The sequence below is a fragment of the Microbulbifer maximicatervae (SeqCode) genome, assembly GCF_052467065.1.
Genome location: NZ_CP174299.1, coordinates 723459 through 750441 on the forward strand (window position 1 = coordinate 723459; position 26983 = coordinate 750441).

Sequence of the window (26983 nt, forward strand, 5' to 3'; positions counted from 1 at the left end):
AACCGAGTCGGCAAATCTCTCCGCGACTTATCGCAAATATTTTATTTGTGGTAGGGATGACCGGCCAATAATGTCCAGGCGCGATAAATTTGTTCAGCCAGAACCACTCTCACCAGCGGGTGCGGCAAGGTCAGTGGGGACAGAGACCAGCGCTGGCGCGCACGGGCGAGGCAGTCTTCGGATAAACCGTCGGGCCCGCCAATTAACAGGCTGATATTTTCCCCAAGCATTTGCCAATCACTTAATTGCACCGACAATTGCTCGGTACTCCAGGGCTTGCCTTTCACATCGAGCGCTACCACGTGGTCCCGCGGTCCCAAAGCGGCGAGCATCGCCTCGCCCTCTTTTTTTCGCGCTTTTTCAATCAGGGCTGCAGAGCTCTTTTGGCCTCGTTGGCCGAGTGGAATTTCCACCATTTCCAGAGCAATTTCCCGGGGCAGGCGCTTAGCGTACTCGGCGTAGCCCTCCTGCACCCAAGCCGGCATTTTTCCACCGGCGGCAAGAATGCGGATTTTCACAGCAATTAACCCTGGTGCGGATCACTGCCATCGGCATCGTCACGGGTATTCGGAGTCATAGACCAGAGTTTTTCCAGATCGTAGAAACCGCGAACATCTGCGAGCATCACGTGAACAACCAAGTCACCGTAGTCGACTAATACCCACTCGCCCTGGTCGACACCTTCAACACCAATGGGACGAATACCTTCTTTTTTCAGCTCGTCTACAACGTTCTCTGCCAGGGACTTAACCTGGCGGCTGGAAGTACCAGTACAGATCAGCAGATTGTCCATTACATCTGAAAGTCCGGAAACATCCAGGGAAACAATATCCTTACCTTTCAAATCTTCCAGCGCATTGAGAGCGATATCTTTAATATTTGTCATAACACCTTGATTCATTGCGGGTCGCCTGAAGCAACCTCTGTATAAAGTCGATGATCTTCTATGTACTGCAACACAGTTGCGGGCAGTAAATAGCGTGGCGACTGGCCACTTTTAATTAGTTCGCGAATTTGCGTCGCGGAAATCGGCAACATGGTCTGCTCCCGTAACAGCAGGCAACCACATGCTCGTGTATGCAAGTCTGCAACCGTGCCCCGATGATTCTCCAGCAGTTCTGCCAGAGGGCCATGCTCTTCGCTATCGCGATCTGGCAGGTGCCAGCCAGGCCTTGTTACCACCACCAGATGTGCCAACTCCAAGAGGCGCTCCCAGCGGTGCCAGCGGTGCAGACTCAATAGGGAGTCCAATCCCATGCAGAAACTGATGGAGGTTTCACCTCCCAGTTCACTGCGCAGCTCCTCCAGGGTGTCTACCGTATAAGTAGCTCCGCCACGATGGAGTTCTCGCTCATCCAGGGTGAGCTCCTCACACCCCTCCAGCGCCAGAGCCAGCATTTCGCTACGCTGGCGGGACGATACACCTGGCGTCTGCCGGTGGGCAGGCTGGTGGCTGGGTAGCAGGCGCATTTCATCAAATTCGAGCACCTGCCGCAGCTCCAGCGCCATGCGCAAATGACCGAGATGAATCGGATCAAAGGTTCCGCCAAACAGGGCCAACGTATGCCTTTTGCTCGCCACAATTATTTCTCGTACCTCTCGCACTCGCTGCCCCAAAGGGAAAAGTGCTTATTGCCGGATATGGCCATCTCCGAACACAATCCATTTTTGCGAAGTGAGCCCTTCCAGGCCAACCGGGCCGCGGGCGTGGATTTTATCAGTACTGATACCAATTTCCGCCCCCAAGCCGTACTCGAAGCCGTCAGCAAAACGGGTTGAGGCATTAATCATCACTGAGCTGGCATCCACAGCACTCATAAAGCGGCGGCTGCGACTGTAATCCTGAGTGACAATTGCCTCGGTGTGGCCGGATCCATAACAGGCAATATGCTCCATAGCCGCTTCCATATCCGCAACAACACGCACAGCGAGAACCGGGGCAAGGTATTCCTCACTCCAGTCATCTTCTGTCGCCGCTACACAGTGAGGAATGATTTCACGGGTCCGGTCACAACCGCGCAATTCAACCCCTTTTTCTTCGTAGGCACCAGCCAAGCGCGGCAGTATATCCGCCGCAACCATCTCGGCAACTAAAAGTGTCTCCATGGCGTTACAAACACCATAGCGATGGGTCTTGGCATTGAGGGCGATATCGAAAGCTTTGTCCAGGTCAGCCCGATCATCGATATACACATGACAAACACCGTGCAGGTGTTTGATCACCGGCACCCGGGCTTCGCGACTGACCCTTTCAATCAGGCCGGTTCCGCCCCTGGGTACAATTACATCCACATACTCCGGCATGGTGATCAGGGCACCCACCGCCGCTCGATCGGTGGTATCGACAACCTGCACCGCCGTTTCCGGCAAACCCGCTTCGCGCAAGCCAGCGGTAATACAGGTGGCAATTGCCTTGTTCGAGTGCAGCGCTTCACTGCCTCCACGCAAAATTGTGGCATTGCCGGATTTTAAGCACAGGCTCGCTGCATCAATGGTCACATTGGGCCTGGACTCATAAATAATGCCCACCACCCCTAGGGGCACACGCATTTTGCCCACTTGAATGCCGCTGGGGCGATAGCGTAAATCTTCAACTTCTCCCACCGGGTCGGGCAGCTCTGCCACCTGCACCAAACCCTCGATCATGCCATCGATGCGGGCATCGTTAAGCTCCAGGCGATCCAGAAGAGCCGCATCCAGGCCGCGCTCGCGACCCGCCTGCATATCCAATGCATTGGCCTTCAATAAAGACACCCGCTGAGCCTCCAGTTGGGCAGCGATGGCTTTGAGAGCATTATTTTTGGTGGAGGTATCCGCGGCAGCTATCTGTTTGGCGGCGGTACGGGCAGCGCGCCCCATCTGTTCGAGCTTGGCGCGAGTGGATTGCTGATCAGCGGTGTCTGTGGCGGTCACATGGCTCTCCGTGCAAAATCCGGTCGGCCGCGCAGTATAACCCAGCGAGACCCGGTTGAAAGTGCCGATTACCGGGCCCCACAGCTTTGTATCTAGCTATTCCCGCGTCCAACGGTCCAGGTTCTCGGCGATAGTGGCAAGTCGCATAAGAGGATCTTCTACCGCCAACAGATCTGTACGAACCTTATCCTCCAGTGGCAGAAGCTGAGCCAATTGCCAGGAAAGTGAGTCCGCAGACTCCACCGGCTCAAATTTAAGTGATAGCGACTGCGCCCGCTCCTTCAACTCCTCCAACACCGACAGAAGACCATCGCAATCCGCCGGAATCGGCTTTTCATCTTCATCTGGTATCCATTCCACGTCCCCCAGAAGCAGGTCATCTTCTGCGCGACGGGTGTGGACAATGCGAAAGCGACGCCGACCTTTCACCTCCACATTTAGCAGCCCTCCCTCGCCCTGTCCCCAATCCACGATGTCGACATAAACACCGAGAGGCCATACTGAAGCGCGCCCCACTTCACCCCCGGAGCGAATCAATACAATGCCGAAGCCACTATTGGTTTTCATGGACTCACTGACAAGGTGAATATAGCGCTGCTCAAAAATCCGCAGGGGTAAAGTCACGCCGGGGTATAGAGGGACACTCAGGGGAAAAAGGGGTATCTGTTGCAAAGTCATCACTCATTATTTTTTGTGTGCCCTAAAGATAACATCGCCCTAGGGAACTCTGCGGCAGGTTAAGAGACTTTTTACCGCCAACCGGTTGGATTGCGAGCAAGTTTTTCCACTTTGCGGTAATTGCCGCTGGCAAGCCCAACACCCAGCCTTTAAGCTGCTGCGGTAAATTGACCAAACGGAGATTTTTCATGCCTACAGCAACCGCTCGCCATATCCTGGTTGAAAATGAACAGCAGTGCCAGGACCTGAAACAGCAAATCGATAACGGCGCTGACTTCGGTAAAATTGCCGAGCAGTACTCCCAGTGCCCCTCTAGCCGTTCCGGCGGTGACCTAGGCTCTTTCAGCAAGGGAATGATGGTTCCCGAGTTTGACAAGGTCGTATTTTCCGAAGAGCTGCATAAGGTACATGGCCCAGTCAAAACCCAGTTTGGCTACCACTTGCTGGAAATTACCAGCCGCCAAGACTGAGTCCCGACTGTTAAGCAGACATAAAAAAAGCCGGGGTTATCCCGGCTTTTTTTATATTTCAAATTCCTTCGCTTCAGGCGCTGGGCGCCTCCTGCATCGGTGCCTCGGGCTCAACTTTATCAGCTTGCCTCTGACGACCGAGCGGCTTGAACATCACCAGCAACAGGGGCAGAAGTGTCAGGGAACCCAACAGTGCGGCGGACATCGCCAGCGCGGTGAGGAGGCCGAAATAGATCGACGGAACAAACTTCGACAGCGCCAAAATTGAGAAACCGACAATAATCGTGATCGCTGTGTAGAACATGGCACGGCCAATCGTCGCATGGCTGCGATGCATGGTCGCCAGGTAATTGCCATCTTTCGCAAACTCCGCGCGGAAGCGATACAGGTAGTGAATCGCGTGGTCCACCCCGATACCCACGGTAATCGCGGCGATAGTGATGGTCATCATATCCAGCGGGATACCCGCGAGCCCCATACCACCAAGTACCACACAGGCGGCCAGCATATTTGGCACCAGTGCAATCAGAGCAATCCACAGAGAGCGGAATAGCACCAGGAACATCAGCAGGATTCCGACAAAAACAGCACCCAGGGTCAGGATCTGGGATTTAAACAGGCTCTGTAACATATTGTTGTACAGAACCAACAGGCCGGTCTGATGAACATTCTCTGGAGCTATGCCCATCTCATTGTGAGCGTAGTTGTAGATGCGCTGGATCAGCTCATCGCGACGCAGGGTGGGGTCTGTCTCCATCACTCGCAGGGTGATACGAGCCTGGTTGTTCTCCACAGACAAATAGGGGTCTACCAGGACAGAGCGAATTTCGGCCGGCAGGCTGGTATTGGCCACCGCCAGCTCAAAGTCATTGAGGGGACCGCCATTCAGATCCACGGCAACTTTATACAGGGTCGCCAGAGATTGAACCTTGCCTATCTCCGGCTGCTCCTCCAGGTAATCATGCAGCTGCTCCAGCTTTGCCAAACCGGCAACCGTAAACCAGTAGCTCTGCTCCACTGACTCCTCTTCACCGCCAAATGGATCATCGGAGGCAAAGGGGTCCTCTTCTACAGCGAAGGGATCTTCCCCTGCTTCCATCGCAAAGGGATCTTCTTCTCCCTCGAAAGCTGCCTCCTGCTCCTCGGGCTGATCCAGGATAATATCCAAGGTCACAGTGCCACCCAGGCGGCGGTCGATCACCAGCATGCCCTGATAAATTTCCGTGGAATCATCGAAGTAATCGATAAAGCGGTTTTCCACTTTCAGCTGGGATATGCCCACCACACTCACGACGGCTGCCAGCAGTGAAATACCTAATACCACAAACTTGTGGCGCTCGGCAAAGCGGGAAAACTGCAGGGTAAATGCGTGGGAGTTATCTGCACTCACACTGCCCACACGCTTCGGCAGCACCATCAGGAAACTGGGAATAATCAGGAACGACAGCAGTAGAGCCACGGTCACACCCATTGTCATCATCCAGCCAAAATCGATAACCGGGCGAATGCCGCTCACCACCAGGGACACAAAAGCCACGATGGTAGTCAGTGCGGTATACAGGCAGGGCTTGGCCATAAAGCGCACTGTCTGCAATACCAGCTTTTCAAGGTCCCAATCTGGGTTCTGGGCAATATATTCCCGGTAGCGCACCGCCAGGTGGATGGTAATTGCCAAGGTAATAATTAACAGCAGTGCGACAAAGTTGGCCGAGATCACTGTCAGTCGCCAGTCCAGCCAGCCGAGCAGCCCCAGCATCACCACCGCAGTGGTAACACAAGTCATCAGCGGCAACAGCACCCAGCGCGGCTGGCGGAAAATCAGCAACAGGGTAATCACGATAAAAGCGAGGATCCCCACACCGAATACCAGCAGGTCGCTTTTAATAAACGAAATCATATCGGCGGTAATCATGGTGACACCACCGAGGAACAACTCCGCTTCGCCGTTGTAGCCAGCCAGAATTGCGCGCACGGTATCGACTCGCTGGTGGGCAATTTTCTCTTGCTCAGTACGGTGGGCCAGATAGACCGCGCTGATCTCCTCAAGGCGAACGGCCTCTTCCGGAGTCAGTCCCTCTGTATTGCGCTTGCTGCGCAAAGCATCCCGCTCGCGCACCATCTCGATGCCGCGGCTATCCAGTTTCAGGTTCGCCAGAATGGCTGTCGTCTGCCCGTCCGGGCTCAGGATCAACTCCCGATAAATCGGGCTTGAGAGGAACTCTTGCCGGGCCATATCCCGATCGACATCGGGCCTGGCGAGCGTGCGCACCTCATCGCTGATATCGGTGAGAACCAGCTTGGGGCTGTACAGCAGTGGGACATCGAGAATGCTCTGCACACTGGACACACCATCTACCTTGGCCAATTCATCCCGCAACTTGCCCAGGGTTTCCAGGGACTCATCACTGAACAGGTCCCCAGTCTTGGAGCGGTAAGTGACAACCAGGAAGTCGCCACTGGCATAGCGCTCGGAAATCTCGCGGAAATAATCCAGGGATTTATCAGCTTCCAGAGTGAGGGAATCGGCAGAGGCGTCGATCTTCAGGCGGGACAATCCGAGGGCTGCCAGCAGGGTTAACAGGCCGATAACCACCAACACCGCAGCGGGCCGCTTGGTCACCAAGTATTCATAAGACTTCTGTAAAGCTGACAGCATAAATTTCCGCTTCTTTCCAAACTAAAAACTGGCCGCATTGCGGCGCGCATATTGTTCGCCTATGCGATGAATTAGCAAACCTTAAATTTGCCACCGCACCGTTTTATTGGAACTTTTTTCAGGGATTGTCGATATGCCCCAAGTCGCGTTCGGGAAACAGGGTGTCCCTGACGCGACGTTTGAGCTCCTTAGCACCGGGAAAGCCGCCGTCACGCTTGCGCTCCCAGATCAAAATTTCGCCAACCCGAATCTCGAATACTCCCCCAGTACCCGGTTGCAATGCAACCTGATTGAGGTCATCGGCGAAAGTGTGCAGCAATTCCTGGGCCATCCAGGTGGCTCGCAACATCCAGTTGCACTGCACACAGTAGTGAATCGTAATATTCGGTTTTATCTCATTGCCCATCCTGCTCTCCCCAGCTGGGCAACAGCTTCTGCTCAATGCCCAGTTGGTCGAGCAACCGCGCCACCACGAAGTCCACAATATCTTCTACCGAACTGGGCCTCTGGTAAAAGCCAGGGCTGGCCGGCAGGATCATGGCCCCCATGCGGGTGAGTTTCAGCATATTTTCCAGATGAATCTCGGAATAAGGTGCCTCGCGGGGAACCAGAATGAGCTGGCGGCGCTCTTTCAGGGCTACATCCGCAGCCCGCTCAATCAGGTTGTTCGATGCTCCGCAGGCCACAGCAGACAAGGTGCCACCACTTGCCGGGCAGATCACCATACTGGCTGGCGCCCCGGTTCCAGAAGCCACCGGGGAAAACCAATCGCGCTTGCTGAAAAGGGTCAGCTGGCCTTCCTGCGCGGCAAAACGATCGGCGAGGAAATTCTGCAACTCGCGCTCATCGCCCTCCGGCAACTGCATATCAGTTTCGGTGTTGATAACCACCTGAGCCGCCTCGGACAGCAGCAGCCATACGCGCACATTCGAAGCCAGCAGGCACTGCAGCAGGCGCAAACCATACTGGGCACCGGAAGCCCCGGTCATAGCCAGGGTCACGGTCTTCTCGAAAGGGGATTGATGCAAAGTCGATACCTTATTCAGCCCTGCGAGCATAGGGCTGCGCAGGAAACATTAGTCTTCTGACTTAGAGATCGTATTTCTGTTCCAGGGCACCGATAAGGCGCTGGTGGATACCGCCAAAGCCGCCGTTGCTCATCACTACGATATGGCTACCGGAATCGGCTAGCTGCAACACAGATTCCACACCATCTTCAATCGAATCAAAAGTTTTGGCCGGCACCGATGAGTGGTGGGCGACGTCTTCCAGGGACCAGTTAACTCCCTCAGGCTGATACCAGAGCACCATATCGGCCCCGGAGCAGGAGTCGGCCAGCTTGCCCTGGTGTACTCCCATACGCATGGTATTGGAACGCGGTTCAATCAGGGCAATGATTTTATCCTCCCCAACCTTCGCCCGCAGGCCATTGAGGGTGGATTCAATCGCGGTGGGGTGATGGGCAAAATCATCGTAAACACGGATGCCGGCCACTTCTCCCAGGCATTCCATACGACGTTTAACCCCCTGGAAGCGTGCCAGAGCTGCCGCACTCAAATCTGGGGTGACACCCACATGCCGCGCCGCAGCCATAGCCGCGAGGCCATTTTGCACATTGTGCTGCCCGGTCAGGTCCCACTCGACCCGCGCCACGACTTCGCCTTTAAACTGAACCGTAAAGCTGCTGCCATCAGCGGCAATATCCACTGCGCACCAATCACCCACTCGCACACTATCGGCAGACTCGCTGCCAACCCGCTGTACTTCACTCCAGCAGCCTTTATCAAGCACCTGCTCTACATTCTCTTCGACAGAGGCCACTATCAAGCCACTAGCAGGTACAGTTCGTACCAGGTGATGGAATTGTTTCTGGATTGCCGCCAGGTCCTCAAATATATCTGCGTGGTCAAATTCGAGATTGTTGATAATCACCGTGCGCGGGCGGTAGTGCACAAACTTGGAACGCTTGTCGAAAAAGGCAGTGTCATACTCATCCGCCTCAACAATAAAGAAGGGAGACTCTCCCAAACGAGCAGAGACACCAAAATTAGCCGGGACCCCACCAATCAGGAAGCCGGGCTGCATATCTGCCGCTTCCAAAATCCAGGCCAGCATACTGGCGGTGGTGGTTTTACCGTGAGTCCCGGAAACCGCCAATACCCAGCGGCCACCCAGGAAGTGATCGCACAACCACTGGGCGCCAGAGGTGTAAGCCAACCCTTTTTCCAGCACCGCCTCTACTGCCGGATTTCCCCGGGACATAGCATTGCCAATAATCACCAGGTCCGGGGCGGGCTCCAGCTGTGCGGGATCATAGCCCTCGGTAATTTGGATACCCGCCTGTTGCAACTGGGTGCTCATAGGGGGATAAACATTGGCGTCACTGCCGGTTACGCGGTGCCCTTCCGCCACCGCCAGTTGGGCCAAACTGCCCATAAATGTGCCGCAAATACCTAGAATATGAATATGCATAGCGGAAAAATGTACTCCTACGGGTTGCGGCGCAAGCTTAACACGGCAATTCGGGCCAGTAATTGCCAAATACCCCAGTTACCATGCAATTTACTCGCTATTCCATTAGACTCCGCCCCCGCATTGGTCGGCCTCATCCCCGGTACGGTGGTAGGAATTTTCCCGAAAGGGTCGACACCCGATACGAGCTCCCGGTTATCCCCACTGGCACAAATGTTTAAAACTAGATGCGAGGCGGACTACCGGATCGGGATACTTCTCTATATCTCTATAAGCACAGGATAACCATGTCGAAAAAGAACGCCTTTTATGCGCAGTCCGGTGGCGTTACCGCCGTGATCAACGCATCCGCCTGCGGCGTAATTGAAGCTGCGCGTGAAAACCCGGACCAGATTGGCAATGTCTACGCAGGGCTAAACGGTATTCTCGGCGCGCTGCGCGAGGAGCTGATCGACGTGAGCCAAGAGAGCGCAGAGGATATTGCTGCACTGCGCCACACCCCCTCCGGTGCCTTTGGTTCCTGCCGCTATAAGCTGAAGAGTCTGGAAGAGAACCGCGCAGAATACGAGCGCCTGATCGAAGTCTTCAAAGCGCACAATATTGGCTACTTTTTTTACAACGGTGGTGGCGACTCAGCAGACACCTGCCTGAAAGTATCCCAGCTGTCCGAGACCATGGGTTATCCAATCCAGGCCATCCATATTCCCAAAACTGTAGATAACGACCTGCCCCTGACCGACAACTGCCCGGGCTTTGGCTCCGTTGCCAAATATGTTGCCGTTTCCACCAAGGAAGCGGCCATGGACGTGGCCTCCATGTGCGCCACTTCCACCAAGGTATTTATTCTCGAGGTGATGGGCCGTCACGCGGGCTGGATTGCCGCTGCCGGCGCTCTGGCCCAGGAACAGGAAGGCGATGCACCCCACATTATCCTGTTCCCGGAAATCGCTTTCGATAAAGAGAAGTTCCTCGCCAAGGTACAAAAGACCGTAGACGAGAAAGGCTACTGCGTTATCGTCGCCTCCGAAGGCGCCCAGTACGGCGACGGCACCTTCCTTGCCGATGCCGGCACCACCGACGCCTTTGGCCACAAGCAGTTGGGCGGTGTTGCACCGACCCTGGCCAACATGGTCAAAAGCGAACTCGGCCTGAAGTACCACTGGGCCCTGGCAGATTACCTCCAGCGCGCCGCCCGCCATATCGCTTCTGCTACCGACGTTGAGCAAGCCTACGCCGTAGGTCGCGCCGCAGTGGAAATGGCTGTAGCAGGCAAAAATGCCATTATGCCAGCCATTATTCGCGCAGAAGGTGAAGAGTACAGCTGGTCCATCGCAGAGGCGCCGCTGTCTGAAGTCGCCAACGTAGAAAAATTTATGCCGCGCGAATATATCAGCGAAGACGGCTTTGGAATTACTGAAGAGGGACGCAAGTACCTACTGCCATTGATTCAAGGCGAGGACTACCCTCCCTACAAAAATGGCATTCCCCAGTACGCCACCCTGAAAAAGCAGCTGGTGGAAAAGAAGCTGGGTACCGATTTCGAAGCTTAATAGAAACGGTTGCCAGTCTCCCAAAAGCCTCCGAGTAAAATCGGGGGCTTTTTTCTGTAAACGCCTCTACGCAGACTCCACATCAGACCAAACCGCAAATTCATTGCCGCAAGGTTCCCTAAAATGGAAGCGCCTGCCACCGGGAAACGGGAAAATTGGCTTGGCTATTTCGGCTCCGCATCGCGTGACCTTCTCCAGGGTACCCTCCAGGTCGCGGCTGTATAACACCACTAATGCAGATCCATTTTCGGTAGTGCTCTGCAACTCTGCCTTGAAAAAGCCACCGTCTAATCCCGCATTTGAAAAAGCGGTGTACTCCGGACCGTAATCGGTAAAAGTCCAATTAAATGCCTCGGTAAAGAATGCTTTTGTCTTACCCAAATCCCTGGAGGGCAACTCAATATAATTAATTTTCTCGCACTCTCTCATAAGCTCACCATTTTCCTTATTTTTCAATTTTCAGGCTGTAGGTCGCACAGGGGTATTCACCACCTGAAAACTGCCATTTGCCAGCGCTAGTGGCCGATCCTGATAGAGAATAATGGCGCGATCCATCATCTGTACAAAATCGAGCATCGCATAAAGCACCACACCTTTTCGCCCCTGATATATATCAGGCCGATAAATCAACGCCGCCATCCTATCGTCCATGGCTTCATAGGTATATGAAGCTTCCCCAACTAACTCTCCCGACGCCGTAACGTAACAATGTGTCGCGGTTTCATAGGTTACCGTGTGGGTAGAAAGGTCGGGGAAATCACCTTGCTTTGAATAGTGGGTGCCGGTCCATTCCAGGCTTAAACCTTCCAATGTCTTAAATGCCTGCAAACTATGTCTCCCCCAGTGGTTTAATAGCTTCGCTGATCACTAGTAACTGATTTACCTGAAGCAATAAAACACACGCTGACTAAAAACGACACTCTTTGCATTAAATATTTATCTATTTTGATACGTCTCTGATAGGCCCCAGTGATATCTCAATACTCCAGGAAGACATCTTAGGCACTTTACTCAAGTCTTTTTCCAATTCAGGGATCGGGCACGCACAAACACTTTCCCCTCCAATGATCCATATAATAAAGATTTTAATGACTCGCAATGGAGTCTTGCCGGGCTACCAATATGAAAACGAGGAAGTGAAACACTCGGGCATATGCCCAAGGAGGTAAAGATGAAAAATACGTAATTAACATGGGGAGGAAAGAAAACGGCCGAATATCTCTTGCCTTAATATCCGACCGTTCAATATGTGGAGTTAATTATTTATTGTTGTTGATATCCATCTCAGTGCCAAAACGGCTTGCGAATCTCAATTTCACGGTAGGCTTTATCTTCATTACCGAAATCGTCTTTCACAGTCAGGGTAATTTCATAACTACCACCGGTGGCATAGCGATGCAGTGCCATGGGGCCGGAGCGGCTGGTGCCATCACCAAAGTCCCACTCATAGCTCAGGTTACCGTCGCCATCGTAACTACTGCGCTCTTCAACCCACACCCAGCGCAGGAAGCTGTGGACTTTAAAATCAGCCCGAAGATCAACAACTTCTTCAAGTGGTACAAGCTGCTCAACAGTGGAGATCGCTCCCCTATCGTCCTCAACCTGGAGGATTACTGAATAAGTGCCTGCTGCATCGTAGCTATGACTGGGGTTTTGCTCAGTACTGGTAGTGCCATCACCAAAATCCCAGGCCCAGCTAACGATAGTGCCATCGGTATCGATGCTGCTGTCGAAGTAGTTCACTTCGAAGCCTTCAACACCCCACTCAAACCCAGCAACCGGCTCCTGGTTATCTGCCCCCAGATCCAGTTCAACCACAAGCGGATCGTGATCTGAAGCGCGGAATGCATCAGTCGAGTAGAAACTCTCCACCTGCTCATCGGTTTTATTCTCGATGTTGTAATCCAGCACCCGAGGCTCGTCGGCATTGATATGCCAATCGGCCGCACCTGTTACCAAAGGAGCCAGTGATTCACTGGCGAGGGCGTGATCCAAGTAGCCGGACTCACCGCTGTAGACATAGGAGTAAGCTTCTCCTTCACCGAAAACCTCCAACAAATCAGCGTAACCAGCGTCCTTTAGAGTGCTAATTGGGTTTTCACGGGCGTAGCTATTGAGGTCACCGAGCACCAGAACACGATCGGTGCCGCTACCTGTCGGGTCAGAATCAATCCATGAAACCAGGGCATCTGCGGCTTCGGTGCGCAGCGAGTTCCAGCAGCCCTGTCCATCACCCAGATCATCGTTCAAACTGCCATCGTCAGGACAACTCCCCTTTGATTTAAAGTGATTGACCACCACGGCCAGCTCTTCACCACTTGATAGTTCGGCATAAGCCTGCAGCAGTGGTTGGCGGTTACCGTCATCAAAGGGATAGCTATCAGTTGTCGCAGCAGCGCCTATAGGCATTACCCGATCGCTGCGATAAATCAGCCCCACAGTAATTTCATCGGTGCCCAGTTGAGCCAGGTCTGGATTAATAAATTGATAGTTTTCACTGCCAGTAGCCGCGTTAAGACCATTAATTAAATCCTGAATAGCACTTTCCGAACCGTAGCCATCGTTCTCAATTTCCATTAAGCCAACTACATCGGCATCCAGGCCTAAAATAGCGGAGATAATTTTATTTCTCTGGCGCAGGAATTCTTCTTCAGTATCAGCCCCACGGGAGGTAGGGAAACCGCCGCCATAACCATCCCCATTGAAATAATTCAGAACATTAAAGCTGGCGATCTTTAAACTGCCCTTACCCGGTAATTGTGGAGCGTTTTCACGCAGGTTGGCAGCAACAAATTCTGGCGCCTCCACGGGATGTACTCGGTAGGCGCTGTAGCTATACCCCATTACACCGCGCAATCCCTCTACCGTATCGCCATTGCGTAAGGTATTACTGGCACTGAGGCCAGAGACCGGGTATGGCACCGCTTCCGGGTTCTGCACACTGGAACCATCGTCCAACACAATCCTGTTCAGATCGTTAGCACTTTCCTGTGCTACAGCTGCAACCCCAGGCTCATTGTTGTGGGTGGGAATATAGAGACGGCCATTGGCCAGGGTGACTTCACCATAGCGCCCCAGGTTATAGTGGTCATTCACCATCAGGGCTTGCGGGAACTCAACCAACATCCCCTCGTATTGCTCCTGCTCTTCAGCAGAACTAAACGGCAGGGAGACTTCCTCGGCAGTGACACTGTAGCCGCTACCGCAAACCGTAACGCCATCAACCTCATCTAATTCGGTAAAGTCATAGTATTCAGTAACCACACCACCGACGCGAACCAAGTCTCCGACTTGCACATCTACACCGAAGCCTTTGTCGTGTACAAACAGCCCCTCAGAGGTATTGATCTGGCCATCCTGGTCACTGTCTTCCTCTTGCAGGAAGAAGCCGGAAAAGCCGGTGCTGGTATCTTGGAAATCACCAACAACAACCGCTTCAATTACGTGGCGCTCATCTTCCAGAGCGCTTTCAAACTCATCACCCTGAATCTGGCTGATTAATGTAGAAACATCTCCACAATCGCCGAGAACAACAGCGTCATCACCGCCGTCATCTCCGCCACCAGTGCCGTCTTCGCTGTGCCAGCCGAGGTTGGAAAAGTCGTCCTGGCCCAAGCTGGACCACTCTGAAGCTGGGTTAAAATCCATGCTGCCATCAACACGGCCTTCGCTCACACTCCAGTCGCGGATTAAGGTTTGATTTTGGGTGCCCAGGCTGCTATCGCCCCATTGGCTACCGGGATCAATACCGATCTGGCCGATAACATCCACATATCCATTGGGGCCACTCAGGGCAACCGCATCATCCCCATTAAACAGGCCGCTGGTATAAATCTGATCGGCTACTGACAGGATTGAGGAATCAGCACTAGCGTGGGCGAATACGTAAACATCGCCGTCTGCCAAGCTGCCACTTAGGGCGATGGTTGAAGCCGCTGCAGAGGAGCCATTGAAGTAAAGTTCAATGCTGTAGCTACTGAGGTCAACCGCTGCACCCGTGCCATTGTAAATTTCAAGGGCCTTATTATTGCTACTGCCCTCGATATATTCAGAAATAATGAGGTCGCTGGCTTGGACCTCTTCAGCCAAAAATGGTAACCCTAAGGCTGCAAGGGCAGCCAAGCCAATCTCTTTCATAATGTTCTCTTCACTCGTACCTGACACAGATCACGCGGCGCAAAGATTGGCGGTTAATTCCTAAAGTTCGATGAATGAAATATGAAATTTAAATTTCAGCTCTTTGTTCAAAAATCCATTTCACACAAAACCCGCCAAACTCGCCACACAATGCAAAAAAAGCGCCAAAGAATTTGTGCGGGGTGATGAGTAGCAGCAAAGAAGCTTGAAAAGTTCGCCAAAAATTATATAGTCACTTATATAAGTGCTTATGGAACAGCTTTTATGAAATACAGCCAACTGGGGACTCAGCTTCGTCACATTCTGGAATTACTGGATGGCGATGTAGCAGAGAGCTATAGGGCCTCTGGCCTGGAGAATTACAAACCCCGCTACACCCCGATAATGCGTGCACTTATCCACAAGAGAGATATAACCATTAGTGAGGTGGTAGCGAGCACCCATATTTCCCAGCCCGCAGTGAGTCAAACTGTAAAAGACATGATTAAACAAGGGCTGGTACAGACCTCTTCTGGAGAAGATGCTCGCCAGCGCAAAATACGCTTGACCCGCAAAGGCAGTGCGTTGATACCCAAGCTAAAACAGCAGTGGATAGCAACTCTGGAAGCTGAACAGTCCCTCAATAGCGAATTACCGACAGAACTATCAGAGCTGCTCAATCAAACAATACAAGCTTTAGAGAAACGCTCTTATTTAGAGCGGATAAAAGAAAATCTATCAATAGAGGCTACATAAATATGAAACGCCAACTCAAGATGAGTTTAGCGGTATTAATCAGTTTTTTTTCCATGTCTCTCGCGGCAAGTTCCGGCGCAATGAGTTCCTGCCAGTTTGAGACAGGCCCGGTTATTAAAGCTGCTGCAGTAGCTATTCAGAAGCACTATATATTGGAGGAAAAAGGAAAGGCGCTATCTGCTCAACTCAATAGCCTGGCAGAATCCAAACACTTTAATCATCTTTGTAGTGACTACCAACAATTAGCCAGCGCACTTACCAAAGAAATTCGCACCCTTTCCGGTGATAAGCATTTCTATATAGAGCATATAGATAACCAAAAAGAAGCCCACAATTGGATTGAACAGTGGCAGGCTGAAGCGCCCAGCAATAACTACGGCGTTAAGAAAATTGAGATTCTTCCCGGTAACATTGGCTACCTTTCCCTCTCTTCTTTCCACACCTATAAAAATGCCCACCAAACCCTCGCTGCGGCTTTCACCCTACTTCGCCACAGCGAGGGCCTAATACTCGATTTACGCAGTAATGGCGGCGGAGACGAAGAAACCGCCAATGCTGTTCTGCAGTCATTTATTGACCCCCATTCTCCCTTTCCCTTTGTTATTGAAAGCCGCAAGGGGAGAGAAATACCGAAACGTATTTCACCTCAACCCTGGCCCAGCTATGGGAGTGACAGACCAATGGTCATTCTGATTGACGGGAGATCCTTCTCTGCATCTGAGAGTACCGCCTTCGCACTACAACAGCTGGGCCGAGCCACGATTGTCGGTAATGCCAGCGCCGGTGGGGCACATATGATGGAGTCTCCTCAATCCCTCCCCTATGGCTTTGAAATCGGTATCCCAGATAAACGCCCGGTTTCTACGATTGCCGGCAGCCGCCCCAACTGGGAAGGACAGGGTGTGATCCCCGATATTGAAGCCGGCCAACAGGAGATCATTCAAATCGCATTAAAAGTAGTGGCAGAGGCCCTATAAGGCTCCCTTTACTTTTTTGCTAAATTGAACACTAGCGAAACGGGCACACAGGCTTGACCCCACTCCATACAGGCAGAGCCAAGTCCTCTTTATTATCTGATGGTGCGCCAGTTCGGCTTTTGAAAGCCCCCTCCACTATGGTCAGGCGCATTAAAGCTGTTCCCTTGCGCTCCTGTAGGCTGGGGAGGCGCACCTGATCCCAGCGCCCCGGCTCTATATCGTCAATAATCGCTTTAAAAACCGCATCAAATTCCCGCTGCTCTTTGACCCTCTCACCTCGGCAAAACAATACCGCAGAGCGATAATTAGCACTGTGATGATAAGCTGACTTGGCCAGTACCCACTCATCGCAGCGGGCAAATGAAATACAGACCTGTTCTCCTGCCTCCAATAGTTTTTGTAGCCGGCTCTTGTTAGCCAGGTGAAAATACAAAAACTCCCCCAGACGCCAAATGGTTAAAGGAATAATGATGACTTCACCGTCTTCAATAAAACCGACATGGCCCAGTTTTAGCTCGTCGACAAGCTTATAAACATCCTCTCGCCGATAACTGGCACGTTTGGGAGCACGACGTACACGACTCTTCGCTGAAGTTGGCAATTCATCAGAGATTGGCGAATGTAAATTCATAAATCCTCCTTTAATTCACTCTGGTATGAAATAGATATCGCCAATGTAGGATCTTGCTGGTACGCTGATAAGCGCCAGTTTTAACTATTTCATGGTGCCAGTTTTGAGTGCCGCCGAGCTTACAGACCTAACTCTCGAATCAGGCCAGCCGCTACAAGAACAGTTGTATCGGCAATTGGTAGATTGGATTTGCAACGGCCGGCTGACTGCTGGCACCAAGCTCCCCTCCTCGCGCCGGTTGGCAGAATCCCTCTCTATCAGCCGCAATACGGTGACATTAGTTCTGGACCAGCTGAAAGCGGAGGGCTTCCTTACCAGCCATCCTGGGAAAGGCGTATTTGTATCTCCCGAATTGCCTGCCTACACAAAGAAAACATACAGGCAAGGTTGGCAAGCACAGAGGAATAAGTACTTACCATCACTTTCTCACTATGGTGATTTTGCGCAGACTTTATCTTGGGGTAAGAAGAGTAAAGATCAATCTCTTCCCTTCACCCCCGGCCTACCGGATCTAAGCGCATTTCCATTCACTATTTGGAACAAATTATACCGCCGCCACCAATCCAGGTTAGCTCTCACAGGTTACGGGCAAAGCCAAGGTTATTTACCTTTGCGTATGGCACTTACTGAATACTTGCGCAACTCCCGGGGAGTTCGCTGTAACGCTGAACAAATTATTATTACCAATGGAGCTCAGGAGGCCCTGAATTTATGTGCAATAGTCGCGATTAACCAGGGAGACAAGGTTTATATAGAAAATCCGGGATATCGCCGTGCTCGAGCAGCTTTCCAATCTGTTGGAGCAAAGCTCGTACCAGCGAACCTGAAAGATAAGCACTTGGATGTTGATAAGCTGGCCAATAATGCAACCCAAGCCAAGTTACTTTTTACCACACCAACACATCAGTACCCGATGGGTGGTGTTATGCCTGCTGGTGAACGAATCAAATTATTGGATTGGGCGACAGAGGCAAACTGCTGGATAATTGAAGATGATTACGACAGTGAATTTTCATTCCAACACAAACCCATCGCAGCACTTCAGGGCATGGGAGAAAATACACCTGTACTCTATATGGGGAGCTTTAGTAAGACCTTACTACCCAGCCTACGATTAGGCTATTTAGTGGTGCCTAGTTCCACTGTAGAGGCATTTACCCAAGCCAAAGAAATGTTATCTGGCCACTCCCCCTTAGTCACACAAGCTGTCGTGGCAGACTTTCTCGATGAAGGGCATTTTGTGCGACATCTTCGCAAAATGCGTACTAACTATATGAAGAAATGGGAACATTTCTGTCAGCTTATTCGAGAAGACATACCACCTCCAGCCGGACTAATTGCCAATAGCGCCGGTATGCACTTGGTAATATCTACGCCGGGACACGACGACATCACCCTTTCAAAAAAACTACGCGAATACGGATTTGGCAGCACACCACTATCGCTCTTCTATTCCAATAAAACTGAAGATCCAGGATTGGTGCTCGGGTTTGCCAACACAACTTTCGAACAGAGGGCAGATTGCGCAAAGATTCTCGCAAAAACCCTGAAAAAGTATCCATAAAACACCCAAACAAAACTTATTTTTATAATGCAGGTTTCTTCATTTTTCGCATCAGTATTAAGCACCTCCATCTAAAATAAAAAAGTAAATATTTTAATAGAATAAAAACAATCTATTATCACCAAAATATCAAATAAAACCCAATAAATTAGGAAAAATTTCCTATGGCTCTTTCCCAAACCTAGGTCACAATCTCCATGGCTTTGGGTGTTCACTCTCTTTTTTAATTACTCAGATAATTAGGGAAATTTGATATGAAAAATAGAAATATGAATTCTATAAAAGCATCATTGCTCGCTGTTTCCGGTATTGCCGCACTATCGCTCTCCGCCGTCGCTTCAGCTGTCAGCTGTGGAGATACCATTACAACCGCAGAATCACTTACCAGCGATATTCTAAACTGCGCAAGCCATCCTGCACTCGTGATAGATGCTGGCGGATCACTCGATATGGCGGGTTACCACCTCAGCTGCGATGGCAGTGGAATTGGCATTCAATTGAAAGACAGCGATAGAGTCCTTGAGGATACTGTTGGTGGAAGCACTATCACAAACTGTAACAATGGCGTATCTGCCGAAGGTGATGGCAGCCATCAAATCTTTGATATCACTGCTTCGTCAAACTCTATTGCAGGAATCGCCCTTTGGAGTTCAGGTAATACTGTGGAAGCCTCCGATGCTAGCGGCAATGGGGGTATGGGCATACGCGTTATGGGTGACGGTAATCGTGTGAGATACTCTGTTGCATCAAGTAACGGTCTCCAAGGAATAAAGATCGTTGGTGACAATACTCTCATCAGATTCAATGAGACGAATCTCAATACGTCGAGTGGGATTGTAATTGATAGTGGGGATGGCGGCATTGTTGCCAACAATCTATCAGATAATAACGGCGTTAATGGCATTATGATGTTGGGATTGGGTCAAGTCGGATACTTGATCATTGGCAATACTGCGGAAAATAATGCTGGCGCAGATCTTGCTGACCACAACCACCCTGCTTGCACTGGCAATGTATGGATTAGAAATACTTTTGGAAGTGCTAACGATGCCTGTATTAATTAAATGATATAGCGACTTTAGTGGCGAGCCGATTAGCTTTAAATGTCGGCTCGCTCTCACCTAAAATAAAATCCTTCCACTCGCGAGCCATTAACTACCAATAGATGTTTTCTAGAATAAAATTATTACTGATAACAGCAATTAATAGTGGTACTTATAGCTAGTAGCGACTACCCCTGAGAACAAGGTATAGAAATCAAAAAATGATAAAGCTCAGTAAATACAGAGGTTGCTTTAAAGGAATAGCCATCGGCGATTCATTTGGCGCCCCGTATGAGGGTGGCGTTCTAGAGAGACAACTCTGGAAAATTATCGGGAAAACCGAACAGGGTAAAAAGCGTTACACCGATGACACGCAGATGTCTATTGATATTGCGACCTCCTTTCTTGAGCATAATTACCTTGATCAGGACCACATTGCCAAAAAGTTTGCCCAAAGTTATCGCTGGAGTAGAGGGTATGGTCCCAGTGCAGCGACACTACTCAAAGGCGTCAGGGATGGTAAACACTGGCAAGATTTAAACCGAAAAAAATTTAAGCACGGTTCTATCGGCAATGGGGCCGCCATGAGAGCACCTATTATTGCCCTCTGCCATCCCCAAAATGACTATCGCCTCAAGCAATATGTACAGTCGGTGTCTGAAATCACCCACGCCCATCCAGTTGCTGTCGAGGGGGCATACTTGATCGCTATCGCCATCTGTGAATCCCTGCAAGAGCGTTCAAACAGAGAGATATTGAACAAACTGGAAGTAAGTTGTAAGTCCGAAATATATCGCTACAAACTGGAAAAGTGTGCGACTCTACTGTTTAACCAGAAAATCCCACATCCGCAGCAAATCAAGCAATGGCTAGGTAATGGCATTACCGCGCCAGAGTCCTGTATCACCGCCATTTACTTTGGACTTAAGTATCGAAACTCTCCTTTAACGTCTGTATTAGCTAATATTTTTTCTCTAGGTGGTGACACAGATACCTTGGGTGCCATGGCTGCTAGCATCTGGGGGGCATTAAATGGAGAAGACCGAATGGAAAGCATGGCCGACAAGGTCGAAAACATCGATTTTATTGCTGAGCTTTCTGAGAAACTCTATTTCACCAAATATCAGCATGAACAAGCCTTACAACCCGCATAGCCTACTAAAAGGAAGAATACACCGCGCTTGGACCCTATGGTGATTCTTTTCTTCCACCCCAGTATTAAGCCTTAAACAAGTAGAGCGGATCGTAAAATAACCAAAATGTTAATTTAAAAATCTCTGACAGCTTAACCAGAGCGCCATGAGGCTATTAAGAAGTGCTTTATTAGGACTGGATACTTCTCACCCTGGCCAAAAGCTTTTCGATACTTTCAACAGTAGTGCGCGCCCCAATAGCGCCAACAAAGAAGAAATGGTTACCTGTAACGGTCTGTGAAAAATAAGCGGAAGACGAGCGGATAATAAGCTGTACTAGCTCCCACCTTTCCCTTGGAATCTGCTCTGGAGATGCACCCCCTAAAAGTTTACTGGCAAGAACTCGATTGCGAATAAATGCCCAATCATCAATATTGCACAGCACATTTTCCAAATCCCCCATTGAATCACTCTGAATAACAACAGGAATTGGATAGTCCAAGAAGTCAAAGATGTTTGCCGTTTTCAATGCCCTGGAAAGATCTTCCTTAAACCCTTGCCCATCATACATTAATCCAGTGCCAATAAGCGCGATGGGAATTGCTCCAAGGAACGCGTCCCGATAGATATCTTTGGGGATAATTGTGTGTTGGTTTAAGGCATTCTGCTCATCAAGTGCGGCCAAAAAGGCAGGATATATGCCCTTTCGACTGGCCATCCCATCGGCTGTCATTTCGATGGCCTTAGCATTAGCTTCGGGAAGAAAACCCGGCAATGCGGGTTCTGCGGCCATAGCCACAAAGCATTCAATCGAAAAATTCATGGCTTTCGCCGCCCTCGCTAGAGCCCCAGCGATTTTCCCTCCCATACTCCAGCCGCACACCACTACCGAATTTGGAAGGTTATATTCAGACAAAATCTTGGCAATAATTTCTGCAGCCTGACCTCCCCAATCTTGAATTGTAAACTCCGGGTGAGTACTGCAAAATACCGCATTTTCCATAGGGTAAGAAATAGCAAGGAAGGGAAAACCCGCTCGATTGACCCAGTGACTTATAAAATCATCTGGGCGGCCACCGGGATAGCCGTAGAAAATACGCGCTAGATGTGCTGTGCCTGGAATAAATACCATTAGCGGATTGGTACTAACCGCCGGAATATAACGGTAAAGCACTGGAAAATCATTGATTGTTTCCAGGACTTCCCCGTCAAACAAAGTGGGACTCGGTGCCATATTCACCCTGCGGAGAGGCAATCCGTTAACTTGGCGCTTTCCCCCAGACCTCCTCTAAGCGCTTATCACGCCCACAGCGGTAGCGATAATACTTGTAACGCAGGGGATTACGTTGGTAATAGTCCTGATGGTAGGCCTCTGCGGGATAAAAGGTTGCAGCGGGTTTTATTTGTGTCACCACCTTTTTACCCAACTCCGCTTCTACCTTTTTCTTGCTTTCCTCTGCTAACACCTTTTCTTCTTGATTGCCGTAAAAAATCTCGGCTCGGTACTGGTCACCTCGATCGCAAAATTGACCACCGGAATCAAAAGGGTCAACGTTGTGCCAAAAAATATTCAGTAAGTCGGAATAGCTGACTTTATTCGCATCGTACTTTACCTGAACAACTTCCGCATGCCCCGTACCACCGGAAGACACCTGTTCATAGGTCGGGTTTTTGACATGGCCACCGCTGTATCCTGAGGTGGTTTCCAGGACGCCATCGACCTTGTCGAATGGCGGCTCCATGCACCAGAAACACCCTCCTGCAAAAATAGCCGTGCGAATATTCGATGAATCCTGAGCCAGGGAAATACTGGCCAATGAGAGGAACAAGAGAGCAATAATACTGCGCATCATTCAGTCCTTTACCGATTGTCGATGGAACACATTCTCTTCTGTCGTCTATTCGCAGGAATTTATTACAGAGTGACGGTACCTTCACAGGCGCGCAAGAAAATATCCCGATACTCTATCCCATTAAAACGCATCGGGTTAGTACTAGCGGAAGGCTCTACCGATGCCATTTTCCCAACTCTGTCGGCATCAGTGTCATCAATTCCAATCTCCGACAGGCTGTGGGGAATCCCCAGCTGCTTGCGCAATCCGAGCAACCAGTTGAGTACCGCATCAAATCCGCTATCAAACATTTCATTACCGGCCAGTTGTAGATAAAGTGCCAGATGCCCCATAGGCACCTGGATGGCTGGACGGTTGGCGATCAGGACGTAGGGCATCAATATCGCATTTAACAAACCGTGGTGCTTGTCGTACAGGGCTCCCAGTGGATGTGCCAGGGCGTGGATAGCGCCTAAGCCCCGCTGGAAAGCTGTAGCCCCCATACAGGACGCTACCAACATTTGCTGGCGCGCCTCGAGTTCTGCGCCTATAGCATAAGCTCGAGGCAAATACTCCTTGATCAGGCGCATCCCCTCCAGAGCAATTCCCTCGGCCATAGGATGGTATTGAGGGGAGTAAAAAGACTCCAGGTTGTGTGACAGCGCATCCATTCCCGTCGCTGCGGTGAGGTCTGGGGGCAACCCAATAGTCAATTGAGCATCGAGAATAACGATATCCGGCATCATGCGCGGATGGAAAATCAGCCTCTTAACCTGTGCCTTCTCATCGGTAATTACCGCAACCCGGCCAACTTCAGAACCTGTGCCAGCCGTCGTGGGAATGGCAATCAGCGGTAAAATACCCTCTGGGTCCACACGCCTGTAGTTGTCGCCAATATCCTCAAAATCCCAAATACTGTGCTGCTGTCCCGCCATAAGGGCAATGGCTTTGCCCGCATCCAGGGCCGAGCCCCCGCCCAAGGCAATGACCCCATCGCACTTCTGCTCACGCAGCTTGGCCACCCCATCGGCGATATTTATCTCATTGGGATTACCTTTGATTTTGGAAAAAACGCTAACTTCCAGACCCACCTGTTGGCATGGGTTAATCGCACTATCGACCAGTGGCAATGCGGCGACTGTAGGATCAGTAACTAACAGAGGCTTGTGAATATTCAGCTCCAGGCAAGCTTCAGCCAATTCAGTAATGCGACCGGGGCCAACCCAAACGGTCGTGGGATAATTCCAATTGACATGGTATTTATCCACAATTTCCTCTCTGACGTTCTGTCACTTTTGCATATTCAAAATAGGCTGTGACCTTTCGGAAAACAGGCAGACAATTTCACTTTCTGCATCCGGCAATCGTTCCCGCTAACCATCATGTTTAAAATGAAATGACTTGGGGCGGGTTAAATTCTCAAATCCAATTTTAGAAAGCGTACATCCACGACCAGATTGCTTAACACCCGTCCAGGCCAATTCCGGATCCAGGTAATCACAACGATTTAAAAAAACAGTGCCGGCCTCTAAATACCCTCCCATCTCCATTGCAACATCTTCATCGCGGGTAAAAATAGCCGCAGTAAGACCAAATGGGCTGTTATTCATAAATTCTAGAGCTTCGCCATCATCGTGCACTTTCTGCACCCCCAGCACCGGCCCAAAAGTCTCCTCACGCATCACTCGCATGTGGTGTCGCACCCGGGTTAACAGTTGCGGTGCCATATATTGGGTACCCCGCTTGTCCATTGGGAATTCATTCACATCCAAGTGGACCTTCGCACCCTCTGCTATCGCTTCATCCACCTGTGCGCGAGCCCGGTCTGCAGCTTCCGCACGCACCAAAGGCCCCAAAGTGGTTTCCACTTTATCCGGGCGCCCCAGTCGATAGTCACGCAGTAAGTCGACCGCTTGGGAAATAAACTCAGAAAAAATATCTTCATGCACATAGGCCCGCTCAATACCGCAACAGGACTGCCCGGAATTAAAATAGGCGCCGTCGACTACCGCAGCCACAGCCTGATTAATATCGGCGTCGGCGCGGACATAAGCTGGATCTTTTCCCCCCAGTTCAAGTCCCACTTGAATAAATCGACCGGCAACTGTGCGTTCTAGATTCGCGCCAGCGCCAACCGAGCCGGTGAAGGCAACATGCTGGATTTCCCCCGCACAGGCTAATCGCTGGGTATAAGCATGATTTAAATGAAGAAACTGAAAGACACCGTAGGGCAGTCCCGCCTCGCGAAAAATCTCCACCATTCGCTCAGCACACAGCGGTGTCTGCGCCGAGTGTTTTAAAATCACTGCATTGCCCGATAGCAGTGCCGGTACCACTGCATTAACCGCCGTCAGATAAGGGTAATTCCACGGGGCAATTACCAGGGAGACCCCTAAGGGCTCGCGGCGGATAAACCGGGTAAAACCCGGCTTCTCAGGTAACTGAATGTCAGCGAGGGCTTCAGTAGCAAGCTGTGCCATGGTCTGCGCACGATCCATAAACCCGTTAATTTCTCCTCCTGCATAACGGATTGGACGCCCCATCATCCAACACAGCTCCCGCCCCAAACGCTCTTTTTTAACGGCAAATATTTCCACAGCCCGCTCGACAATGGCGATGCGCTCATTGAGGGGAGTTCGCCTCCATGCTTTTTGTGCTTTACTGGCCCGATCCAGCACTACACGGATTTCCACCTCTCCCGCCAGAGCGCGCTCTACATAAACACTGTTATCAATAGGGGAAATACACTGAAGGTGGTGCATGATTTTTGTAGTCTTCATCGGCATCGATACTCCCAATTAAATAATTTCGAAGTACCGCTCCAACTCCCAGTCACTCACATGGCGGCGATATTCCCGCTCCTCCCATTCGCGACTGGCAGAAAAGTGTTCAACAAAGTCGCTGCCAAATAATTCCTGTGCCGCTTCTGACGCCTTAAATTGCTGAGTGGATTCCCACAGTGTACCCGGCAACACTTGTTCGTTTTCCAATTCCAGCGAGTAAGCATTACCGGCGACAGGCTCACTGGGCTGCCACTGCTGCATAACACCGTAAAGACCCGAGCCCAAAGCTGCTGCCAGTGCTAAATAGGGGTTGGCATCGGCGGCCCCCAAACGGTATTCGACGCGCTGGGAAGTGTCGCCGCCGGGGATAGCACGCAGTGCCGTTGTGCGGTTTTCCACTCCCCAATTGGCTCCCGTCGGCGCCCAAAAACCGGGTACCAGGCGGCGATAACTGTTAACGGTCGGTGCCATCAGGGCAAGGAATTGCGGCATCAGCCTTTGCTGCCCAGCTATGAACTGACGCATTATCTGGCTGATACCATCTGGCTGGCTCGAATCGAGAAAGGCGGAATCACCGCTGCCACTATTGCGCAGTGACAAATGAATATGCCCGCTTTGCCCCGGGTACTCACTGGACCAGCGGGACATAAAAGTAGCCATCAAACCCATCCGCTGTGCCAACACTTTCATAAAGGTTTTAAACAGAGCAGCTTTGTCTCCAGCGGCCTCAGCACCATCGACTGCAATAGCCGCCTCTAAAACTCCCGGGCCTGTTTCCGTGTGTAAGCCCTCCAAGGGGAAATCCATGCGCTCGCTCAGCTCCAGGATTTCCCGATACAGCTCTCCGTGTACGGAATTTCGCAGTATGGAATAGCCAAACACATCAGGGGTAAAAGGCTTTAAATTGCGGAAACCCTTGTTCCGCACTGAATCGGGCGTTTCGTCAAACAGGAAAAATTCGTACTCCAGGGCGGCACAGGGATCAAATCCCAATGCGCGACAGCGTTCAATCACCCTGCGCAGAACTGCGCGGGGGCACAGCGCCTGGGCTCGACCATCAAACTCCGCGAGAAACAACAACATATCGCCTTCAAAAGGCACATCACGGCAACTATCGGGGAGTATACGTACCGGGGCGTCTGGATATCCGGTATGCCAACCGGTATAACGAGTGTTGTCGTAGAGCTGATCCTTAACATCCCAGCCCAGGACCACATCGCAAAACGAGAAGCCCTTTTCCAGGGATGAGAGGAATTTGGCGCGGCTCATATATTTGCCACGCATTACACCATCGGTATCGAATAAGCCCACTTTGACATGACTGAGGCCTCGTTCTTCGACAATTGCGCGGGCCTCCTGAGCGGTTTTTACCTCCCGTGCCTTTACCATGACTGGTCCTGCCCCGTTGT

The 26983-nt window shown here is 51.1% G+C and carries 25 protein-coding genes; 7 read left to right on the top strand and 18 right to left on the bottom strand.

Annotated elements, in window-relative coordinates; genetic code table 11:
• Positions 1–41 precede the first annotated feature (41 nt).
• The 5 genes from rlmH to ACJJI1_RS03340 form a co-directional block, all read right to left on the bottom strand.
• Positions 42–518 (bottom strand): 23S rRNA (pseudouridine(1915)-N(3))-methyltransferase RlmH, encoded by a 477-nt coding sequence (gene rlmH, locus ACJJI1_RS03320; RefSeq protein ID WP_444958534.1) that lies wholly within the window; start codon positions 516–518, stop codon positions 42–44.
• Between the two features lie 5 nt (positions 519–523).
• Positions 524–901: a ribosome silencing factor gene (rsfS, locus tag ACJJI1_RS03325; protein WP_413663146.1), complete on the bottom strand. Its 378-nt coding sequence runs from the start codon at positions 899–901 to the stop codon at positions 524–526.
• A complete protein-coding gene (nadD, locus tag ACJJI1_RS03330) occupies positions 898–1581 on the bottom strand; it encodes a nicotinate-nucleotide adenylyltransferase (protein ID WP_444958535.1) in 684 nt (227 codons plus the stop codon). Before nadD ends, rsfS begins: the two co-directional genes overlap by 4 nt.
• Positions 1582–1629: 48 nt before the next feature.
• Positions 1630–2859: a glutamate-5-semialdehyde dehydrogenase gene (locus ACJJI1_RS03335; RefSeq protein WP_444959357.1), complete on the bottom strand. Its 1230-nt coding sequence runs from the start codon at positions 2857–2859 to the stop codon at positions 1630–1632.
• Positions 2860–3009: 150 nt separating this feature from the next.
• Positions 3010–3585 (bottom strand): LON peptidase substrate-binding domain-containing protein, encoded by a 576-nt coding sequence (locus tag ACJJI1_RS03340; RefSeq protein ID WP_413663148.1) that lies wholly within the window; start codon positions 3583–3585, stop codon positions 3010–3012.
• 194 nt (positions 3586–3779) lie between these two features.
• On the opposite strand from ACJJI1_RS03340, the gene ACJJI1_RS03345 reads away from it, so the two are divergent.
• On the top strand, positions 3780–4061 hold the full coding sequence (locus tag ACJJI1_RS03345; protein ID WP_444958536.1) for a peptidylprolyl isomerase: 282 nt from the start codon (positions 3780–3782) through the stop codon (positions 4059–4061).
• Positions 4062–4134: 73 nt separating this feature from the next.
• On the opposite strand, the gene ACJJI1_RS03350 is transcribed toward ACJJI1_RS03345, so the two are convergent.
• The 4 genes from ACJJI1_RS03350 to mpl form a co-directional block, all read right to left on the bottom strand.
• Positions 4135–6717, bottom strand: a complete 2583-nt coding sequence (locus ACJJI1_RS03350; RefSeq protein ID WP_444958537.1) for an efflux RND transporter permease subunit — start codon at positions 6715–6717, stop codon at positions 4135–4137.
• 118 nt (positions 6718–6835) lie between these two features.
• Positions 6836–7123 (bottom strand): Rdx family protein, encoded by a 288-nt coding sequence (locus tag ACJJI1_RS03355; RefSeq protein WP_444958538.1) that lies wholly within the window; start codon positions 7121–7123, stop codon positions 6836–6838.
• Positions 7113–7775: a flavin prenyltransferase UbiX gene (locus ACJJI1_RS03360; protein WP_444911420.1), complete on the bottom strand. Its 663-nt coding sequence runs from the start codon at positions 7773–7775 to the stop codon at positions 7113–7115. The genes ACJJI1_RS03355 and ACJJI1_RS03360 overlap by 11 nt, the downstream gene beginning before the upstream one ends.
• 31 nt (positions 7776–7806) lie before the next feature.
• Positions 7807–9189 (bottom strand): UDP-N-acetylmuramate:L-alanyl-gamma-D-glutamyl-meso-diaminopimelate ligase, encoded by a 1383-nt coding sequence (mpl, locus tag ACJJI1_RS03365; RefSeq protein WP_444958539.1) that lies wholly within the window; start codon positions 9187–9189, stop codon positions 7807–7809.
• 287 nt (positions 9190–9476) lie between these two features.
• Here mpl and ACJJI1_RS03370 point away from each other — a divergent pair, with 287 nt between their 5' ends.
• A complete protein-coding gene (locus tag ACJJI1_RS03370; RefSeq protein WP_282931458.1) occupies positions 9477–10739 on the top strand; it encodes a 6-phosphofructokinase in 1263 nt (420 codons plus the stop codon).
• A gap of 66 nt (positions 10740–10805) precedes the next feature.
• On the opposite strand, the gene ACJJI1_RS03375 is transcribed toward ACJJI1_RS03370, so the two are convergent.
• From ACJJI1_RS03375 to ACJJI1_RS03385, 3 genes are all read right to left on the bottom strand, one after another.
• Positions 10806–11168, bottom strand: coding sequence for a VOC family protein (locus ACJJI1_RS03375; RefSeq protein ID WP_413663152.1), 363 nt, complete (start codon positions 11166–11168; stop codon positions 10806–10808).
• A gap of 30 nt (positions 11169–11198) precedes the next feature.
• A complete protein-coding gene (locus ACJJI1_RS03380) occupies positions 11199–11567 on the bottom strand; it encodes a hypothetical protein (protein WP_282931456.1) in 369 nt (122 codons plus the stop codon).
• Between the two features lie 456 nt (positions 11568–12023).
• Positions 12024–14876 (bottom strand): ExeM/NucH family extracellular endonuclease, encoded by a 2853-nt coding sequence (locus ACJJI1_RS03385; RefSeq protein WP_444958540.1) that lies wholly within the window; start codon positions 14874–14876, stop codon positions 12024–12026.
• Positions 14877–15140: 264 nt separating this feature from the next.
• On the opposite strand from ACJJI1_RS03385, the gene ACJJI1_RS03390 reads away from it, so the two are divergent.
• Both ACJJI1_RS03390 and ACJJI1_RS03395 read left to right on the top strand, forming a co-directional pair.
• Positions 15141–15611, top strand: a complete 471-nt coding sequence (locus ACJJI1_RS03390; RefSeq protein WP_444958541.1) for a MarR family winged helix-turn-helix transcriptional regulator — start codon at positions 15141–15143, stop codon at positions 15609–15611.
• 2 nt (positions 15612–15613) lie between these two features.
• Positions 15614–16588 carry a S41 family peptidase gene (locus ACJJI1_RS03395; protein WP_444958542.1) on the top strand — a complete coding sequence of 325 codons (975 nt, stop codon included), beginning with the start codon at positions 15614–15616 and terminating at the stop codon, positions 16586–16588.
• Between the two features lie 31 nt (positions 16589–16619).
• On the opposite strand, the gene ACJJI1_RS03400 is transcribed toward ACJJI1_RS03395, so the two are convergent.
• Entirely contained in the window at positions 16620–17219 is a 600-nt protein-coding gene (locus tag ACJJI1_RS03400) for a pyridoxamine 5'-phosphate oxidase family protein (RefSeq protein ID WP_444958543.1), read from the bottom strand.
• A 103-nt stretch (positions 17220–17322) separates the two neighbouring features.
• Between ACJJI1_RS03400 and pdxR the strand changes: the two genes are divergently transcribed.
• The 3 genes from pdxR (at position 17323) to ACJJI1_RS03415 (ending at position 20980) form a co-directional block, all read left to right on the top strand.
• The gene (pdxR, locus tag ACJJI1_RS03405) at positions 17323–18783 is read left to right on the top strand and encodes a MocR-like pyridoxine biosynthesis transcription factor PdxR (protein WP_444958544.1); all 1461 of its coding nucleotides are present in this window, start codon (positions 17323–17325) and stop codon (positions 18781–18783) included.
• Positions 18784–19037: 254 nt separating this feature from the next.
• Positions 19038–19847 carry a right-handed parallel beta-helix repeat-containing protein gene (locus ACJJI1_RS03410; protein ID WP_444958545.1) on the top strand — a complete coding sequence of 270 codons (810 nt, stop codon included), beginning with the start codon at positions 19038–19040 and terminating at the stop codon, positions 19845–19847.
• Between the two features lie 200 nt (positions 19848–20047).
• Positions 20048–20980, top strand: coding sequence for an ADP-ribosylglycohydrolase family protein (locus ACJJI1_RS03415; RefSeq protein WP_444958546.1), 933 nt, complete (start codon positions 20048–20050; stop codon positions 20978–20980).
• Between the two features lie 169 nt (positions 20981–21149).
• Here ACJJI1_RS03415 and ACJJI1_RS03420 read toward each other — a convergent pair whose 3' ends face one another.
• The 5 genes from ACJJI1_RS03420 to ACJJI1_RS03440 all read right to left on the bottom strand — a co-directional run bounded on the left by ACJJI1_RS03420 (position 21150) and on the right by ACJJI1_RS03440 (position 26963).
• Positions 21150–22193 carry a lipase family protein gene (locus ACJJI1_RS03420; protein ID WP_444958547.1) on the bottom strand — a complete coding sequence of 348 codons (1044 nt, stop codon included), beginning with the start codon at positions 22191–22193 and terminating at the stop codon, positions 21150–21152.
• A gap of 25 nt (positions 22194–22218) precedes the next feature.
• Complete coding sequence (gene msrA, locus ACJJI1_RS03425) at positions 22219–22809, bottom strand: peptide-methionine (S)-S-oxide reductase MsrA (RefSeq protein WP_444958548.1); 591 nt, start codon at positions 22807–22809, stop codon at positions 22219–22221.
• 65 nt (positions 22810–22874) lie between these two features.
• Positions 22875–24059, bottom strand: coding sequence for an iron-containing alcohol dehydrogenase (locus ACJJI1_RS03430; RefSeq protein WP_444958549.1), 1185 nt, complete (start codon positions 24057–24059; stop codon positions 22875–22877).
• A gap of 105 nt (positions 24060–24164) precedes the next feature.
• Positions 24165–25577 carry an aldehyde dehydrogenase family protein gene (locus tag ACJJI1_RS03435; protein ID WP_413663164.1) on the bottom strand — a complete coding sequence of 471 codons (1413 nt, stop codon included), beginning with the start codon at positions 25575–25577 and terminating at the stop codon, positions 24165–24167.
• Positions 25578–25589: 12 nt separating this feature from the next.
• On the bottom strand, positions 25590–26963 hold the full coding sequence (locus tag ACJJI1_RS03440; protein ID WP_444958550.1) for a glutamine synthetase family protein: 1374 nt from the start codon (positions 26961–26963) through the stop codon (positions 25590–25592).
• Positions 26964–26983 lie beyond the last annotated feature (20 nt).

What these genes read in the sequence shown, in the direction of transcription:
- msrA (WP_444958548.1), bottom strand. Translation starts at nt 22,809, where the DNA reads ATGCGCAGTATTATTGCTCTCTTGTTCCTCTCATTGGCCAGTATTTCC.
- mpl (WP_444958539.1), bottom strand. Translation starts at nt 9,189, where the DNA reads ATGCATATTCATATTCTAGGTATTTGCGGCACATTTATGGGCAGTTTG.
- ACJJI1_RS03345 (WP_444958536.1), top strand. Translation starts at nt 3,780, where the DNA reads ATGCCTACAGCAACCGCTCGCCATATCCTGGTTGAAAATGAACAGCAG.
- ACJJI1_RS03350 (WP_444958537.1), bottom strand. Translation starts at nt 6,717, where the DNA reads ATGCTGTCAGCTTTACAGAAGTCTTATGAATACTTGGTGACCAAGCGG.
- ACJJI1_RS03400 (WP_444958543.1), bottom strand. Translation starts at nt 17,219, where the DNA reads ATGAATTTACATTCGCCAATCTCTGATGAATTGCCAACTTCAGCGAAG.
- ACJJI1_RS03440 (WP_444958550.1), bottom strand. Translation starts at nt 26,963, where the DNA reads ATGGTAAAGGCACGGGAGGTAAAAACCGCTCAGGAGGCCCGCGCAATT.
- ACJJI1_RS03335 (WP_444959357.1), bottom strand. Translation starts at nt 2,859, where the DNA reads ATGGGGCGCGCTGCCCGTACCGCCGCCAAACAGATAGCTGCCGCGGAT.
- ACJJI1_RS03415 (WP_444958546.1), top strand. Translation starts at nt 20,048, where the DNA reads ATGATAAAGCTCAGTAAATACAGAGGTTGCTTTAAAGGAATAGCCATC.
- ACJJI1_RS03385 (WP_444958540.1), bottom strand. Translation starts at nt 14,876, where the DNA reads ATGAAAGAGATTGGCTTGGCTGCCCTTGCAGCCTTAGGGTTACCATTT.
- ACJJI1_RS03395 (WP_444958542.1), top strand. Translation starts at nt 15,614, where the DNA reads ATGAAACGCCAACTCAAGATGAGTTTAGCGGTATTAATCAGTTTTTTT.
- ACJJI1_RS03370 (WP_282931458.1), top strand. Translation starts at nt 9,477, where the DNA reads ATGTCGAAAAAGAACGCCTTTTATGCGCAGTCCGGTGGCGTTACCGCC.
- ACJJI1_RS03360 (WP_444911420.1), bottom strand. Translation starts at nt 7,775, where the DNA reads ATGCTCGCAGGGCTGAATAAGGTATCGACTTTGCATCAATCCCCTTTC.
- ACJJI1_RS03390 (WP_444958541.1), top strand. Translation starts at nt 15,141, where the DNA reads ATGAAATACAGCCAACTGGGGACTCAGCTTCGTCACATTCTGGAATTA.
- rsfS (WP_413663146.1), bottom strand. Translation starts at nt 901, where the DNA reads ATGAATCAAGGTGTTATGACAAATATTAAAGATATCGCTCTCAATGCG.
- ACJJI1_RS03410 (WP_444958545.1), top strand. Translation starts at nt 19,038, where the DNA reads ATGAAAAATAGAAATATGAATTCTATAAAAGCATCATTGCTCGCTGTT.
- ACJJI1_RS03435 (WP_413663164.1), bottom strand. Translation starts at nt 25,577, where the DNA reads ATGCCGATGAAGACTACAAAAATCATGCACCACCTTCAGTGTATTTCC.
- ACJJI1_RS03375 (WP_413663152.1), bottom strand. Translation starts at nt 11,168, where the DNA reads ATGAGAGAGTGCGAGAAAATTAATTATATTGAGTTGCCCTCCAGGGAT.
- ACJJI1_RS03420 (WP_444958547.1), bottom strand. Translation starts at nt 22,193, where the DNA reads ATGGCACCGAGTCCCACTTTGTTTGACGGGGAAGTCCTGGAAACAATC.
- ACJJI1_RS03355 (WP_444958538.1), bottom strand. Translation starts at nt 7,123, where the DNA reads ATGGGCAATGAGATAAAACCGAATATTACGATTCACTACTGTGTGCAG.